Annotated in this window: 7 protein-coding genes and 1 pseudogene; 2 read left to right on the forward strand and 6 right to left on the reverse strand. The window is 73.4% G+C overall.

What is annotated here, in order from left to right; genetic code table 11:
* Positions 1–386 precede the first annotated feature (386 nt).
* Positions 387–879 (reverse strand): annotated as a pseudogene (locus tag ACIA79_RS23925) (IS5 family transposase); the annotation flags it as partial.
* Between the two features lie 126 nt (positions 880–1005).
* Here ACIA79_RS23925 and ACIA79_RS23930 point away from each other — a divergent pair.
* On the forward strand, positions 1006–1269 hold the full coding sequence (locus ACIA79_RS23930; RefSeq protein ID WP_399430390.1) for a hypothetical protein: 264 nt from the start codon (positions 1006–1008) through the stop codon (positions 1267–1269).
* Between the two features lie 602 nt (positions 1270–1871).
* Positions 1872–2960 carry a hypothetical protein gene (locus tag ACIA79_RS23935; RefSeq protein ID WP_399430391.1) on the forward strand — a complete coding sequence of 363 codons (1089 nt, stop codon included), beginning with the start codon at positions 1872–1874 and terminating at the stop codon, positions 2958–2960.
* Between the two features lie 64 nt (positions 2961–3024).
* Here the strand turns inward: ACIA79_RS23935 and ACIA79_RS23940 are convergent, their stop codons facing one another.
* The 5 genes from ACIA79_RS23940 to ACIA79_RS23960 form a co-directional block, all read right to left on the reverse strand.
* The gene (locus ACIA79_RS23940) at positions 3025–4875 is read right to left on the reverse strand and encodes a GMC family oxidoreductase N-terminal domain-containing protein (RefSeq protein WP_399430392.1); all 1851 of its coding nucleotides are present in this window, start codon (positions 4873–4875) and stop codon (positions 3025–3027) included.
* Positions 4876–4986: 111 nt separating this feature from the next.
* Positions 4987–6669 carry a succinic semialdehyde dehydrogenase gene (locus ACIA79_RS23945; RefSeq protein WP_399430393.1) on the reverse strand — a complete coding sequence of 561 codons (1683 nt, stop codon included), beginning with the start codon at positions 6667–6669 and terminating at the stop codon, positions 4987–4989.
* Positions 6670–6772: 103 nt separating this feature from the next.
* Complete coding sequence (locus ACIA79_RS23950) at positions 6773–9028, reverse strand: serine/threonine-protein kinase (protein ID WP_399430394.1); 2256 nt, start codon at positions 9026–9028, stop codon at positions 6773–6775.
* Between the two features lie 27 nt (positions 9029–9055).
* Positions 9056–10975: a serine/threonine-protein kinase gene (locus ACIA79_RS23955; protein ID WP_399430395.1), complete on the reverse strand. Its 1920-nt coding sequence runs from the start codon at positions 10973–10975 to the stop codon at positions 9056–9058.
* Positions 10976–11071: 96 nt separating this feature from the next.
* Positions 11072–13906, reverse strand: a complete 2835-nt coding sequence (locus ACIA79_RS23960; protein WP_399430396.1) for a protein kinase — start codon at positions 13904–13906, stop codon at positions 11072–11074.
* Positions 13907–13955 lie beyond the last annotated feature (49 nt).

Below are 13955 nucleotides of genomic sequence, written 5' to 3' on the forward strand. Positions count from 1 at the left end.
GGGTGTGTGGGGGCCCCCCCCGGGGGTGTTTGGGGGCCCCCCAGTGCCTGGGGGGGGGCGGGGGGGGCGGGCGCCCGCCCCCCCCCCCCCCCCCCGGGGGGGGGGGGGGGGCCCCCCCCCCCCCCCACCGCATCCGGCCGGACCGGTCCCCCGTCCCGCACACCCCACACCCCCTCCCCCACACCAGCTCACCGAGCGGCGCGCCCCCTCCTCCCCCTCCGCGCCGCCCAACCCGGCACCGGCGCTGCCCTGACGCCGCTGCCGACGACCAAGGGCCCCGCGGTACGGGACTACCGCGGGGCCCTTGCACGTCGATCACGCTCAGCTCGTGACGGCCGTCTGCATCGAAATCACCCGGTACCATGCGCGACTTGGTCGCGTCCCAGGGCGAATGCTCGCTCCACGACCCAACGTTGAGTGCCGAGTCCGGAGCCGTGCTCGGTGCCGCGACGGGCGATCAGTGGCTTCACTCTGAGGTTCCAGACCAAGGCGGCGGTACTTGTCGTGGTCGTAGCCGAGGTCACCCAGCACTACGTCCGGCCGGCGCCGGGGTCGGTCTTGCTTGCCCCGCACCGGCGGCACGGCTTGGAGCAGTGGGATCAGCTGGGTTACGTCGTTGCGGTTGCCACCGGTCAAGGTGGCGGCGAGCGGGATGCCGGTGGCGTCGGTGATCAGGTGATGTTTGCTGCCCGTCCTGCCCCGGTCGACGGGGCTTCGTCTGGTCTTGGCTCCCCCTTCCAACGCCCGGATGCGGGAGCCGTCGACCGCCGCCCGGGAGAAGTCCAGGGCGTTCGCGCTGCGAAGCTCAACGAGGAGGAACTCGTGCAGCCGAGGTCACACACCGGCTTCGGTCCACTCGGCCAGGCGGCGCCAGCAGGTCCCTGGTCGCCGCGGCGGGCCACGTCCCGGTCGCGCTCAGCGCGGAGGAGTACATCGAACTGCTGCCCCGCTGCCGCCGGAGGATCAACTCCTACGGGCGAGATGACCGCCCATGGCGAGGAGGCCGTGCCGCATCGGCCCGACTACGGCGGGCTCGGGCCGGAGCCTCTGCCCCGCTACCGTGCCCGGCCGCTGTCCTTACGTGAGCACGTACTGGCCGCGGGCCGCCACCAGGGCCGGACCGTGACCTGGCGCAAGGGCTCGAAGGCGGCGATGACCTCGCACTTTGTGCTCCTGCGGGTCCGCCTGGCCGGCCGCCGCCCGAACCCGGCCGCGGACGGGACGATCCCGCTGGTCCGGCTCATCAGCTACCGCCGACTCACCAAGTGAAACGACGTCCAATGCGGGCGTGGCCTGACGGTTTCTTGATCACGACGAGTTGGACACCCTGTTCCAGGAGGAGGGTGGTGGTCGACTGCCCGAGGGTCGTGGAAGCGGATGCGGCGGAGGCGGGTTGAGAGCCGTCCTGTAAGCGTGGCGAAGACGAGGCTGTTGTCTCTCCAGTCCGGCCCTGCGGTCTCACGCTCCTTCTCCTGTCGAGGCATTTGGTGGTGACAGCAAGGCGGCGTTCGAGTGCGCAGGCTTGGTAGGCGGCAAGTGAGGCCACCTGCGCGGGCGCGCTGGAGGGAGCGCCACATGTTTGCCGTTCCAGCGGTGAGGGCGATGCCTTCCTGGCGGAGGCCGAGGAGCCAGCCCTTGCGGAGGCCGGTGCGCGGAGCGAGTCCGTATCGCGCGTGCAGTCCACCCCGACGACGCGCCGCGACCGGCGTGACGCAGACCACATAAGGATTCTGTCAGTTCCCGTACAACCGTTCCCGCCAGGCACAGGTCATGCATGCGGAACCAACGGCCCCGCCTGTGACCCCACCACGGGAGACGGCCCCCCACGCTCCGTGCCGCCGCGTGCGGCACGCCAGACCATGAGGTCTTGAATGAAGCTTCGCCGCGCCATGGCGGTCGCCGCCGCGACCGCCGTCATCGCCCCTGCCGCCTTCCTTGCGGCTCCGGCCGCGTACGCGACGGATGGCACCACCAGCACGACCTCCTCCGGCACCACCGAGGGCCAGGGGTCCACGGCGCCGGACACGACGACGCCCGACACGACGACTCCGGACACGCCGGAGACCTCGGACGACACGAAGCCCGCCGAGGGCACCGAGCCGGCGGCCGAGGACGAGAAGCCGGCCACGGACGACAAGCCCGCGGCCGACGAAAAGCCCGCGGCCGACACCAAGCCGGCCGAGGGTGACAAGCCGGCCGACGAGAAGCCCGCCGAGGACGAGAAGCCCGCGGAGGACGAGGAGCCGGCCGAGGACGACTCGCTGTTCGACTGCGAGGAGGGCTCGGTCAAGGTTTCCCTCGGCGGCTTCCCGAACAAGATCACCGCGGGTAGTGGCTGGAAGAGCTTCACGTTCCACGTGGAGAACACCAGCGAGAAGAACATCCGCGACCTGAACGTCTTCACCGCCGCCACCTACACGGCGGACATGGAGGATGACGACGCCGACCGGCTGGCCGAGAAGTACGCCCACTTCGAGTACAAGGACCCCGAGTCCGGCGAATGGGTCAACGACTTCGAGGGCTCCGGCATCAACAACGGCATCTTCTACGGCCAGTTCGACCTGGACGCCGGCATGGAGGTCACCATCGACCTCCGCGTGAAGATCGACAAGGCTGCGCCCGCGGGTGAGAGCCTGGCGATCGCCGCCGGCTACTACGACAACGGCCGCGACGACGAGTCGTTCAAGTGCTTCGAGAACGCCGAGATGTACCCGTTCCAGATCGTCGCGGCCGGCAAGAACCCGGGTGACGTCGAGGACTCGAAGCCGTCCGGCGAGAAGCCTGCCGCGGACATCAAGCCGCAGGGCGAGGCCAAGGAGATCCCCGTCACCGGCAACCTCGCCGAGACCGGGTCGTCGTCGATGCTGCCGACCATCGGGCTCGCCGGTGGCATCGCCATCGTCGCCGGTGCCGGTGTCGTCTTCGCGCTGAAGCGCCGCAGCGGCGGTTCCGCCGCCTGAGTGGCACCACGGACACGGGAGGCGCTGCGCTCGGAGGGGGGTGCAGCGCCTCTCGCATGTGCGGTCACGGCTTGGGCGGGACCGCCGGGATGCCGAGGAACGGCAGCTTCAGCGCGCCGAAGGCTTCCGCCGGGACCGCCGGGGACTTCGGCTCGACCGGGGCCAGGCGTTCGTACGCGACGCCCTGCGCCGGACGGGGGTCCTCCTCGCCCTTGTTGGGCCAGAACGACATGGCCCGCTCCGCCTGCGCCGTGATGGTGAGGGACGGGTTCACCCCGAGGTTCGCGGAGACGGCCGCGCCGTCGACGACCGATATCCCCGGGTGGCCGTAGAGGCGGTGGTACGGGTCTATGACGCCCTCCTCCGCGGACGCGCCGATCACGCAGCCGCCCAGGAAGTGCGCGGTGAGCGGGGTGCCCATGAGTTCGCCGACGTTCGAGCCGGCGAAGCCGTTGATCTCCTCGGCCAGCAGCGACGCCGCACGCGTGCCCGCGGGGATCTGCTTGGGGTTGGGGGAACCGTGGCCCTGGCGGGCGGTGAGCAGGCCCTTCCCCACGCCCTCCCGCTTGCGGTACGTGGTCAGTGAGTTGTCCAGCGACTGCATGACCAGCCCGATGATGGTCCGTTCCGACCAGCGGCGGTTCGACAGCGAGCGCATGGTCAGCACCGGGTGGCGGGCCACGTTCCCGAGCCAGGCCCGCACCCGCCGCTCCGCGTAGGGCACCTGGAGGATGGACAGCGAGCCCATCGCGTTGGAGCCCTTGCCGTAGCGGACCGGCTCGATGTGGGTGTCGGCGTCCGGGTGGATGGACGAGGTGATCGCCACGCCCTGGGTGAAGTCCACCCGGCGGTGGCCATGGCGCTTGCGGTAGCGGCGGTCGGTGGTCTGCGAGCCGACCAGCGCCTCGGAGTTGGTACGGGTCAGCTCGCCGAGCCGGGAGGAGACCCGCGGCAGCTTCCCCTCGTCCTTCATCCGGTGCAGCAGCGTCTGCGTTCCGTACGTGCCCGCCGCGACGACCACGTACCGGGCCCGCAGCGTCCGCGGCGCGGCCTTGCGGCGGCGGTGCGTGGGGACGGTCGAGACGGCGTAGCCCCGGCCGGACGGGGCTTCCGTGAGGGCGGTGACCGTGGTCATGGGGTGGATGACGGCCCCGGCCTTCTCGGCGAGGTAGAGGTAGTTCTCCGTGAGGTTGTTCTTCGCGCCGTGCCGGCAGCCCGTCATGCACTCGCCGCACTCGGTGCAGGCGCGGCGGGACGGGCCCGCGCCGCCGAAGTAGGGGTCCTCGACCTGCTGACCCGGCCTGGCCTTCGCCGTGCCGTCGGCGTCCTTGCCGTCGCCGAAGAAGACCCCGACGGGCGCCAGGTGGAAGGTGTCGCCGACGCCCATCGCCTCGGCGGTGGCCTTCAGGTGCACGTCGGAGGGGGTCATGGTCGGGTTGAGCCGTACGCCCAGCATGCGCTTGGCCTGGTCGTAGTACGGGGCCAGCTCCGCCTGCCAGTCGGTGATGGACGCCCACTGCTTGTCCTGGAAGAACGGCGCGGGCGGTACGTACAGGGTGTTGGCGTAGTTGAGGGAGCCGCCCCCGACGCCGGCGCCCGCCAGCACCATCACGTTGCCGAGCAGGTGCACGCGCTGGAGCCCGTACAGGCCGAGGGCCGGGGCCCACAGGTAGTTGCGCAGGTCCCAGGAGGTCTTGGGGAGGGTCCGGGGGGTGAAGCGGCGGCCGGCTTCGAGGACGCCGACGCGGTAGCCCTTCTCGGTCAGGCGCAGGGCCGAGACGGAGCCGCCGAAGCCGGAGCCGATGACGATGACGTCGTAGTCGTACTCGTGGTCGTCGTCACCGGGGACGTGGCCGGCGACGTGCGTGGCGTCGTCGGTGTCGGTCGGTTTTTGGGCAGGGGGGACCTGGGACATGGACTCTCCTCGTACCAAAAGGTGCTGAAACGGGCGGCGGGCGGCGGGGCGCTCCCAAGGTCTTTCGTTCGGATCGGGCGGGAGCCCGGCAGGGTCCGAACGAGACACCCCCTAGCGGAAGCGGAGCGCCTTCATCAGCCGGAGGCTGCGGCTCATGAACTCCGCGTACTTCTCGTCGTCCATGCCGAAGGAGGGCGCCAGCGGCATCAGCCGCTGCTGCGCCACCGTCTGGGCCTCGGTGTACTTGAGGATGCCCTCGGAGCCGTGCCGGCGGCCGAGGCCCGAGTCCTTCATGCCGCCCATGGGCGACTGGACGCTGCCGTACGCCGGGGCGTACCCCTCGTTGATGTTGACCGTGCCGGTGCGCAGCCTGGCGGCGATCTCGTGGCCGCGGCGGCCGTCCTTCGTCCAGACGCTGGCGTTGAGGCCGTACGCGGTGGCGTTGGCGCGCTCCACGACCTCGTCCTCGTCCGTGAAGCGGTAGAGGGAGACGACCGGGCCGAAGGTCTCCTCGGCACACACCGCCATCGGCTCCTGGACGCCCTCCAGGATGGTCGGCTCGTAGAACAGCGGGCCGATGTCGGGACGGGCGACACCGCCCGCGACGACCGTGGCGCCCTTGGCGACGGCCTCCTCGACGTGCCGGGTGACGGTCTCCAGCTGCCGCTCGCCGACCAGGGAGCCCATGTCGGCGCCGTACGCGAGGGAGCTACCGAGCCGCATCGCCTTCGTACGGGCGGCGAAACGCTCCACGAAGTCGTCCGCGATCGACTCGTGGACGTACAGCCGCTCGATGGAGATGCAGAGCTGCCCCGCGGAGGAGAAGCAGGCGCGGACCGCGCCCGCGGCGGCCTTCTCCACGTCCGCGTCGTGGAAAACCAGCATGGCGTTCTTGCCGCCCAGTTCGAGGGAGACGCCGACCAGCCGGGCGGCGGCGGCCTGGGCGACCTCGCGGCCGGTGCGGGTGGAGCCGGTGAAGGAGACGTAGTCGGCGTGCTTGACGACCTCGGGGCCGACGACCGGGCCCTCACCGAGGACGACCTGGAAGACCTCCGCCGGCAGTCCGGCCTCCACGAGGAGGTCGCGGGCCCACAGAGCCGTGAGCGCGGTCTCGGTGTCGGGCTTCATGACGACCGCGTTGCCGGAGACGAAGGCGGGCAGCGCGTCGCCGACGGACAGCTCCAGCGGGTAGTTCCAGGGCGCGATCTGCCCGACGACCCCGCGCGGCTGCCGAAGCTCGGTCACCTTGGTGAGCGTCGGTACGACGCCGGTGTGGCGCTTCGGCTTCAGGTACGCGGCGGCGCGGCGGCCGTAGTGGCGGGCGGCGACGGCGACGGCCTGGACCTCCTCGTGGGCGTGCAGCCTCGCCTTGCCCGTCTCCAGCTGGATCAGGTCGAGCACCTCGGCCTGCCGCTCCAGCACCAGGTCGTGGAAGCGCAGCAGGACGGCGGCGCGGGCGCGCACCGGCGTCGCGGCCCAGACCGGCTGGGCGGCACGGGCCCGTGCGAACGCCTCGGCGACGTCCTCGGGCGTGGACTCCGGCAGCTCCGCCAGCTGCTTCCCGGTGAACGGCGAGTGGTTCGCGGTCCGGCCGGAGCCGACGACCCCTCGGGTGAGCTGGGCGACCACCTCGGGCGTGACCACGTCGGCGGCGGTGCGCGCACCCGCCGGGGCGGGCGCCACCGGGTTCGTGCCGATCGGCTGGGTACCGGTCGCCTGCGTACCTGCGCGGGCAGCGGGGGCGGTGTGCGCGTCCGGCGTGGAGTCCGGCGTGGAGTCCGTGGTGTCCGTCATGGGGGCGAGGGTATGCGGAATGGCACCCGTGCGGTACCCGCCGGTAACAGGTTTTCACCGACCACTCACACCACGCCAGTGATCGCTGGCAAATAAGCCCTGATCAGGGCTGCCGTACGCGGAACGAGTCCAGCACGGTGTCGAAATGGCGCTTGAGCTCATCGAGGCGCGCCAGCGGCGCCGAGACCCACACGCTGTACGTCCGGCCGCCCTCGTCCCAGCAGATGTCGTACGTGCGCCGGGGGCCTCCGGGCGCTCCCGCGGCACCGGCGAACCCGTCCCAGGTGAACTCGCGCAGCGCGGCGGGCAGACCGTTGTACGTGGTGGGGGTGACCTTCGCCGCGCGGTAGCCGGGGTTGTCGACCGGGCCTCGGGCATGGGCGCGGCGCATGGCCGCGAGCGGGCCGCCCGTGACGGGCTGCCGGACGCGGACACCGATGCGGACCGCCCGGTCGGGCGACATGTAGTAGACGCGCTTGCCGTCGGTGCTGCGGAGGTATCCCTCGGGGACGATCAGCGAGAAGCCGCCCGGGTCCGTGACGGCGCGGTACCCGGCGGGAACGGGCGCGGACCGGGTGGGGGCCGGGGCGGGATCGCGGGGCGGCGACGGGGTGGGGGCGGGAGCGGTCGGGGACGTGGGTCTGTCCTGGGGGGAGGCGGTGACCGTCGTGACGGGCGGCACGGCATGGCCGCCACCGTCGTTCACGAGGTCCTCGCGCACGAGGAGCAGGGCCGCCGCGCCGGCCCCGGCGAGGGCGGCGGCGAGCACGACGGCGGCGATGACGGGGGTGCGCGCCGGGCTCCGCGCCGGCCGGGTACCGACCCGGGTGGTCGGGGCCGTGGCGGCGACGGCGGCCGTGGCCGCGCTCATTCCCGCGGTGGCTCCCGCGGTGGCGGCCCGTTCGGCGGCCACCGTCGCGGCGTCGGCCACGAGCGCGGCCCCCGGTCCGGAAGGGGAGGCGGTCGGCGCCGGAGCGGTGGGGGCGGCCGGGGCCTGGGAGTCGCCGGGTGAGGACGGCGCGGAGGGTGCGGACGGGGGTACTGGTGCTTGCGGGGCGGACGGGGTGGGCGGGGCGTCCGCGGCGTCCGCGGCGGCTGACGGTGGCGGGGCGGAGGCGGCCGGTGGCGTGTACGGGCCGCCGGGGACGAGGCCGGGGCCAGGAGCGGGGGCCGCGTCCCGGTCGTCGAACGGCTCACCAGGCGCGTACGGCTGGTACGGCCCGTACGGTTCGTACGACTCGTAGGGCTCATACGAAGGCTGGGAGTGCTGGGACTCCTGCTGCTCCTGCTGCTCCTGGTTCGACCGATGGTCCTGGGACCGCTGGTGCTCCTGGCCGGCCTCCTGGGACTGCGGCCGGCTCCGCGGTGACGGCACCTCCGGTTCGGAGGCGGCCCTGGCCGCGCGGTTCCACCGGTACCGCTGGCCCCCGCGATCCCTGCGGCCGGCGCGACCGGCACGGCCGACGCGCTCGGAACGGCCGGGGCGTCCGGGCCGGTCGGGGCCGTCGGGGTCGGGCCGGTGCCCCGGGTCCGGCCGGTACAGCGGAGTCGTCCCCGTGACGACGTACGCCTCCAGCAGCCGTTCCGCCTCCGCCGCGCGCATCCTGCGCTCCGGGTCGCGCTCCAGCAGCGCCCGTACGACGGGGAGCAGCGGTGCGGCCGCCGGCGGCGTCCTGACGTCCTCCTCCACGACCGCGTGCAGCACCCCGCCCAGGGAGTCCCGGTGGAACGGCGACTGTCCCGTCAGCGCGGCGCACAGCAGCGCGCCCAACGACCACAGGTCCGTCTCAGGCCCCGCCTGCGCGCCCTGCATCCGCTCCGGGGCGGTGTACTCGGGCGAGCCGACGAACATCCCCGCCTCGGTGAGTGTCGTCGCACCTGCCAACTGCGCGATGCCGAAGTCGGTGAGGACGACGCGCCCGGTGCCGTCCTCCAGCAGGACGTTGGCCGGCTTGAGGTCCCGGTGCAGCACCCCGAGCGCGTGTGCGGCGCGCAGCGCGCCCAGCAGCGCGAGTCCGATGCGCGCCGCCTCCGCCGCGTCGACCGGGCCCCGCAGCGCCAGCAGTTCGGCGAGCGAGACCCCCTCGACCAGCTCCATCACGATGTAGGGGGTGCCGTCCTCCTCGACCACGTCGTGGACGCAGATGACGTTCGGGTGGTGCACGCGCGCGACGGCGCGTGCCTCACGCAGCGAGGAGTGCGCGGCGGTGCCGGCGTCGACGTGGATCTCCTTGACGGCGACGCGGCGGCCGAGCAGCTCGTCGAACGCCCGCCAGACGGTTCCCATGCCGCCGCGGCCGAGCCGGGACTCCAGCCGGTAACGACCGGCGATCCGCCGCTGCTGTCCCAGTCCGGACACGGCACATCCCCTCTGCTCGCGCCGAGGTCACTCCTCGGCGGGACGCCAGCCGCGCAGCACGGTGTCGAACTGCTTCCGAGTGGTCGCCCAGTCCTCGGCCGGAGACGACATGTACAACGCGTACTCGGTTCCGTCGTCCGTGTAGTACACCTGGTCGATCGCGTGCCGCTTCCCCGGATGGTCCTTCTTCTCCACCCAGGTGAACTCCCACAGACAGGATTCCAGTTGATCACGGAACGTGTTCGTTTGCAGCTGCTTCCGTGCATACTGGGGCAGCCGTTTCCTGAGCCCTTTCTCGATGTCGAGCATGTGCAGGCACGGGGTTTCGAAGTCCGGTGCGGGGTCCTTGCTGATCCGGATGCGGTGGCGGCCGTTGTCGGGGGTGTAGTCGATCTGGTTGCCGTCCAGACGGCGCTTCCACCCGCGCGGCACGAAAAGGCTGAAACCCTCCGGATCCTTGACGCGTTCCCAGCCGTCCGGCACGGACGTGGCCACCGAAGGATCACCGGTCGCCGTCCGGCCCGACGGGTCGCCCGCGGGGGTGCCGTCGCCGCCGTACAGCGTCACGACGAAGCCCGCGGCACTGCCGACGACGGCGGCGAGCGCCACGACGAGAGCGGCCATGCGCCAACGCGGTACGCCCCCGGCGTCCTTGCCCGCCACGGTGGCGGCGGGGACGGTGCCCGACGCCGGTGAGGCCGCGCGTGCGGGAGTGTCGTCCGGGCCGGCCCCGGGAGCGGGAAACCCGCCGGAGGAGCCACGGGCGGCGGCCGTGCCGGAGCCGGAGGGCCCGCGCGCGTCACCGCCGGACGCCTTCCCGGCCCCGCCCGCCGCGCCCTCGCCCGTACCGCCCTCACTGCCCGTGCTGCCGGTGCCGCGCGTGCTGCCCCGCCGGGCCGGTCCGCCTGCTTCGGCCTCGGCGTGCGCTGCGCCATCGGCAGCGGAAGGCGCACCGGCACCGGTCTCGGCGGTACCGGTGCGACGGCCTGTGGCAACGCTGTCACGCCGCGTCGGGACGCCCGTGTCCTCCAGGACCTTCGTCGCCGCCGTACGGTCCGCCGCGTCGACCCGCTGCGTCGGTACGTACGCCTGGGCCGCGGTCGGCGTGCGGCCCTCCATGGCCTCCAGCAGCATGCGCTCGGCCTCCGCGGCCTCCGGGCGGTCCGCCGGGTCCTTGCGCAGCAGCGCGGTGATGACGGGCGCCAGCGCCCCGGCGTACCGCGCGGGTTCGGGCTCCTCCGTCACCACGGCCTGCATGGTGCTGATCGGCGACGAGCGACGGAAGGGGGAGGTGCCCTCCACCGCCGCGTACAGCGTGGCGCCCAGCGACCACAGGTCGGAGGCGGGTCCGGGGCGCCCGCCGCGTACCCGCTCGGGCGCCAGGTAGTCGATGGACCCGACGAGTTCGCCGGTGCGGGTGATGGTCGAGTCGCCCTCGATGGCGGCGATCCCGAAGTCGGTGAGCAGCACCCGGCCGTCGCGGGCCAGCAGGACATTGCCCGGCTTGACGTCGCGGTGGAGCACCCCGGCGGCGTGCGCGGCACGCAGCGCGCCCAGCACGTGCAGCCCGATGCGGGCCGCCTCGCGCGCGTCGATACGGCGGTTTTCGGCCTCCTTGGCGGCGTCGGCGAGGGAAGGGCCGTCGACGTACTGCATGACGATCCAAGGACGGGCGTCGTGGTCCAGCACGTCGTGGACCGTGACCACCCCGGGGTGGCTGATACGGGCGGCGGCGCGCGCTTCCTTCTGCGTACGGGCGTGCAGGACGATCCGGTCCGCCTCGGAGACGTACTTGCCCGCCGTCAGTTCCTTCACGGCGACGGTCCTGTGCAGGACTTCGTCATGGGCGCGCCAGACCTTGCCCATGCCACCACGACCGATGCTTTCGGCCAATCTGTAACGTCCGGCCAGTACCTGACCCGCAGCCGTGTCCTTGGAGTGTTCCACTTGCCCCCGCCCGTTGCTCAGGAGGCCAAGATTACGGAGGGTGGTGACCGGGGCGGAACCTCGGGGGCGCCACGGAGACCTCTCCGTGATGCGGACTCAGCGGGTGACGCGGTAGGCGGTGACGGCCTGTTCGTAGATTTCGGTCACCTTGTCGCGCTGGCCGTCCGGGCCGATGACCTGGATGACGTGGTAGCGGCCGTCGACGACGAGGGCGAGGTTACGGACGTACACCTCACGGCCGTTGCTGTCCTGCCAGGTGAACTGGCCCTCCGCCATGACCTGCTGTCCGACGTCGACCCGGCGCATCCCGGTGACGGACGCCCAGGACGAGTCGCGCCACGGCTGCAGCTCGCGCTCCTTGGACCGCTGGTACTCCAGCGGGTCGCTGCCGTTGGCCTGCACGGTGTCACGGCCGGGGACGACGACGAGCGTGTAGTCACCGCCCGTATACCGGACCTGGCCCGCGTCGTTGATGGGGCTGCGCCGCCACGCCGCGTCCACACCGATCCGGAAGCCCTCCGGGTCCTCCTTCAGGACGTAACCCGCGGCCAGGGCGGGCGCGGTGGGCGTGTCGGCGTTCGGTGAGGGGGCCTGGCTGGTCGGCCCGGTCGCCGTGTCCGTGGCGGTGGGCCGTGACGGGGCCGCGGGCCCGGACGTCGCCGGGGCCGTGGCGGGCGGCTGCGGGGCGCCCTGCCCGCTCTGCCGGCCGTCCTCCGGACCGGCCTCGGGCATGAACAGCACGGCGTACGCGACGGCCGCCGCCAGCGCGAGCAGGATGACGATCAGGAGCGTACGCCCGAGCGCCCTGGGCGCCCGGGCGGCAGCGGGCGCCCGGGTGTGCTCCCGGGGCACGCCCGTGTGCTCCCTGGCCGTTCTCGGCCCGCGGGCGGGCTTGGGCTTCTTGTGGCGGTGGCGCCCCTGGACGGCGGCGCCGCCGCGCCTCCTGCGCACCAGTTCGCCGCGGCGGCGCACGATGGGCAGCCGGGCGTCGTCGACGACGGACGGCATCGGGACGACGGCGGTGCCCGCGTCCGGCTCCGGCGCGGAGCGGACGAGCGAACGCAACCAGCCGCGCAGTTCCTCGAAGTCGGGGCGCTCGGTGGGGTCCTGGCGCAGCAGCGACTCGACGACGGGGCGCAGCGGGCCGCACTCCTCCGCGAACGCGGGCGGCTCGGCGCACACCATCTGCACCAGCTCGGCGGCGCTCTCCTCGGGGTACGGCGCGTGCCCCTGCACCGCGCGGTAGAGGAGCGCGCCCAGACCCCACAGGTCGGTGGCGGGCGTGATGGGCGGCGCGAGCTGCCAGGTGCCGTGCACGGGACCGGCCTGCTCGGGCGCCCACCGCTCGGTGACGGCTCCGACGACGGCGATGCGCGTCTGGCGGGCGCGCTCGGCCGCCAGCGGTGTCGCGGGACCCCGGTACGGGGCGGCGGGCCGCCCGGCCGCGACGACCTCGTCCCAGCTGCCGGGGCCGGATCCGGGGCCGTGTCCGGGACCGGATCCGCGGCCGGTCGCCGGCTCCCGCGCCTGCTCGGGCACGCGTGCGTGGCGCTGGGCGTCGGCCTTGATCGCGGCGGGGAAGGCGGGGACCGGGCGCCGGTCGCCACCGATCCCGGAGCCGTGCCCCGATCCGTGCCGCGAGCCGGGTCCGGAGCCGTATCCGGGGGAGCCGCCGGCCGGTACGGGGCCGGTGTTCGGGCCGTCGTGCCACGTGCCGGTCAACAGCGCGCGCGGCGCCTCGCCGCCGTGGCCGCCGTCCTCGTCGTCGGTGTCGTCGTCGTAGCCACCCTCGTAGGCGGGCTGGGCGGGGAGCTGGATCCGGGGCTGAGGCCACGGCTCCTGCTCGTACCCGGCGGGCAGGGTTCCGCCGGGCGGCAGGGCCGCGGCGGCACCGGCTTCGTCGGCGCGGGCGGCGGCACGCACCCCGGCACGGTACGCGGCTATGGCACCCGACCGGGGCGACCGCACGTCCACCGCGGAGGGCTGACCCGGGTCCGTGCCGTACGCGTCCGCCGCATCCTGTGCATACCGGTCGGACCCGGACCGATCCACCCCGTACGGGCCGGAGGGGTCGGTTCCGTACGGGCGCGTGCCGTACGGCAGCGCGAGGCCGGACCCCGGGGCCGCGCCGCGGCCGCCATCGGGGTAGGTGTCTGAGTCGGAGTAGGCGTCGGCCTCGGGGTAGGCGTCGGCGTCGGGATCGGGATCGGTATCGCGATCGAGGTGACCCTCGAGGCCGGGATCGCCGTAGCCGTACGGGCCGGTTTCCGCCTGCTCGGTTTCGTCGTCAAGCTGCGGCACCGGCGCGTAGCCGCACAGCGCCTCTTCCGCCGCGCCCGCCGCGAGGCCCGTCAGGACGACCCGCCCGTCGTCGCAGACCAGCACCGTGCGCGCCGTGATGTTGCGGTGTACCCAGCCGTGGGCGTGCAGGGCGCGCAGGGCGGTGAGCACGTCCGAGCCGATCTCGGCGGCCCGGTAGGGGTTCAGCGGGCGCTCGGCGAGCAGGGCCGCCAGCGGGCGCGCCGCCACCAACTCGCTCACTATCCAGAGGGAGCCGGCCTCCGCGAACACGTCGAAGACCTGGTCCAGGCGCGGGTGGTCCGGGATCTGGGCGGCCGCCTGGGCGGCCTCGACGGCCCGCCGGACGGCCGGGTCACTGGGCCGCCGCGTGGTCCGTCCGGCCGCCGCCCTGCGCGGCCCCGCCGCCGTCGGCGTACGTCCCGGCGCGCCGAAGGAACCGGCCGTACCGGCCGAACCGTCGCCGTCCAGCACCTCGGCGTCGACGACCTCCGGCAACGGCAGCTGCCGGATGAGGACCTCCTGCCCGCTGTACGTGTCGAAGGCGCGCGTCTCGACGAGTTCGTACTCGTCCGAGGGCGGCAAGGGCAGGCGGTAGCGGTCGGCGAGCACCCTCCCCGCATAGTCGTCCACGACGCCTCCCCACGAACGCGCTGTCCCCCCGGTCCCACGGATCGTACGT

The organism is Streptomyces sp. NPDC051310 (genome assembly GCF_044455245.1).
Lineage (GTDB): Bacteria > Actinomycetota > Actinomycetes > Streptomycetales > Streptomycetaceae > Streptomyces.

What these genes read in the sequence shown, in the direction of transcription:
- ACIA79_RS23940 (WP_399430392.1), bottom strand. Translation starts at nt 4,875, where the DNA reads ATGTCCCAGGTCCCCCCTGCCCAAAAACCGACCGACACCGACGACGCC.
- ACIA79_RS23935 (WP_399430391.1), top strand. Translation starts at nt 1,872, where the DNA reads ATGAAGCTTCGCCGCGCCATGGCGGTCGCCGCCGCGACCGCCGTCATC.
- ACIA79_RS23945 (WP_399430393.1), bottom strand. Translation starts at nt 6,669, where the DNA reads ATGACGGACACCACGGACTCCACGCCGGACTCCACGCCGGACGCGCAC.